The sequence below is a fragment of the Deltaproteobacteria bacterium genome, assembly GCA_012522415.1.
In the GTDB taxonomy this organism is placed as follows: domain Bacteria; phylum Desulfobacterota; class Syntrophia; order Syntrophales; family JAAYKM01; genus JAAYKM01.
Map to the genome: position 1 here is coordinate 1 of JAAYKM010000016.1, position 2270 is coordinate 2270.

Annotated in this window: 3 protein-coding genes; all 3 read left to right on the plus strand. The window is 48.4% G+C overall.

Annotated features, from left to right (window positions below; genetic code table 11):
- Positions 1–194 precede the first annotated feature (194 nt).
- Complete coding sequence (locus GX147_01215) at positions 195–815, plus strand: class I SAM-dependent methyltransferase (protein NLN59330.1); 621 nt, start codon at positions 195–197, stop codon at positions 813–815.
- A 15-nt stretch (positions 816–830) separates the two neighbouring features.
- Complete coding sequence (locus GX147_01220) at positions 831–1778, plus strand: hypothetical protein (protein NLN59331.1); 948 nt, start codon at positions 831–833, stop codon at positions 1776–1778.
- 211 nt (positions 1779–1989) lie between these two features.
- A partial coding sequence (locus tag GX147_01225) for a carboxymuconolactone decarboxylase family protein (GenBank protein NLN59332.1) occupies positions 1990–2270 on the plus strand: 281 nt, incomplete at its 3' end.

Consider the following 2270-nt stretch of genomic DNA (forward strand, 5'->3'; position numbering starts at 1 on the left):
CTCTCGGACAACAGATCATTCGTTTATTTTTAAGCGGTGCTGCGGCCTCCGAATATACCGAATTGATACCAATGAAGTATTAAAAATATAAAAGCATTTGAGCGGGCTGTTGCGAACAGAACGGTTTTCCGCGCGTTGAAAAAATAGGAAAGGACTTTTCGATGGGGAGTCTGTTTAAGTGGAGGAAATATACCATGGGTCCCCTGATACGGTGGGGCTTGCATCATCCCAATGTGATGAAATCCAGACTGTTTCTCAAGGTGATGCAAGTTTTTCCCGAAAAAATAAGCAGGACCTACGACGCTAAGATCCGCGACGGAAGAGAGGCTGATTTGCTTCTCTTTTCAGAAGGCCTGAACCTTCTGGACAGTCAGCCCCTTCATATTCTGGATTTGTGTACAGGGACCGGCCTTGCGGCGTTTGAAGCGGCGAGGCATTTCCCGAAAGCTTTTGTCACAGGTGTGGATCAAAGTCCCGGTATGATCGAAGCGGCGAAAAGCAAAGTCAAAGAGAGCGAGGTGCCGCGAATCTGCTTTGAACAGGGCAATGCAGTGGCGCTGGCCAGAGAAAAAGAGACTTACGATCTAGTCGTTACGTCAAATGCACCGGTGTATCTGGCAGAGGCCGTCCGGGTACTGAAATCCGAAGGGCATTTGCTGATTGTGTTTTCGTTTGGGGGAAAAATTTTTACAGATGCAGAAAGAGACGTGAGAAATCTTCTTAAAATAAACTGTCTGGACTTGCTTCATCTGAAGCGTGTCGGAGAAGGAATCGTGATCCTTGCGGGGAAGAGTCAGGCTGTTCAAAAGTTGTAGAGGGAGATGGTTTGCATGGAGATCCGGATCATCGGCACAGAATCCCTGGGCGTCAGGGGTCTCAGCTGTGTGGTGAAGGTCGGAAACCGTAAAATATTCATTGATCCGGGGATTTCACTGGGATTGATTCGAAACGGCCGTAAGCCTCATCCGGTCCAAATCGGCGTGGGGGAGATCCTCAGAAAAAAAATCCTGGATGAGTTCGGAACGGCTACCGATATCGTATTCAGCCATTTTCACGGAGATCATATTCCTCTGTATGATGCAAATCCCTATCAATTGGATGTGGCCCAGATCCGAAATATATTACCGGAGTGCAACGTGTGGGCAGATGTTCCGGAAGCTCCGGAAAGTTTTCTGCGCCGCAGGGTTGAAGCGATAGTACTTGGTTTAAATAAAGAGATTGGCGATGCCCGATCTTTTCAGGATGAAAATCTGTCTTTTTTCGGTCCGGTCCCACACGGTGAAGACTGCAGTCCTCGGAACCGGATCGTGATGACCCGGATCACCGACGGTGAACAGGTGTTTCTCCATGCATCGGATATTCAGTTGTTGGACGAAAAAACCATCGATACGATCCTGGCGTGCGCACCGGATATCGTTCTGGCCAGCGGGCCGCCTCTTTATCGAGAAGAGATTGCGGAAGAAAAATCTGCGATTGCCCGGCAAAATGCCATGAAATTGTCCGAGCACGTGGAACTCATGATTCTGGACCATCATTTGCTGCGGTGCGAGTCCGGATTGGCGTGGCTGGACGAACTGTCTGCGCGGGCAAAAAACCGAGTCCTTTGCGCTGCGGACTATATGGGCACCGGCAGACATTTGCTGGAAGCAAAAAGGACCCGGATGTACAACGACTTGCCGGTACCGGAAAACTGGCATCGGTTCTATGCCGAAAATAGAACCGGCACGGAAAATTATCTGGACATGGCCAGAAAAAGGTATGCTTGGTTCCGTTATTGATTTCCGATCCATTCTTGCAATGTTGTCTTGCATATCAATTGCGCCCATGGAACATTTTCAACACAAATTCCACATCCGATACAATCTTCTCCCCGAATCCACGGCACAAAAATCACCATCCCTCCGAAAAGAAGCGATTTCACTTGTATTGTTCATTAAAGGAGTGGTACTATCAATATGGGCATATGTCAATAACGGAGGTAGTATCAGTATGATGCACAACGGCCGGGAGCTCTATTCACTGAAAGAGATCTACCGAATCGTATACGACGGTTCGCGTACAGCTCCGTACATCGGAAAAGCCAAACGTACGAAAGAACTGGATCCCGGTTTTATCGAGCGGATCATGTTGGCGGTAACAGAAGTCACCGGCTGTGAGATTTGTTCCTATGCGCATACAAATATGGTTTTGGAAGCCGGCATGAGTAATGAAGAGATTCAAGAAATGCTTGCAGGCGTTATGTCGGATCATCCGGAAAGTGAAGCTCTTGC

Coding starts and splice junctions, on each gene's coding strand:
- GX147_01215 (NLN59330.1), top strand. CDS start 195: ATGGGTCCCCTGATACGGTGGGGCTTGCATCATCCCAATGTGATGAAA.
- GX147_01220 (NLN59331.1), top strand. CDS start 831: ATGGAGATCCGGATCATCGGCACAGAATCCCTGGGCGTCAGGGGTCTC.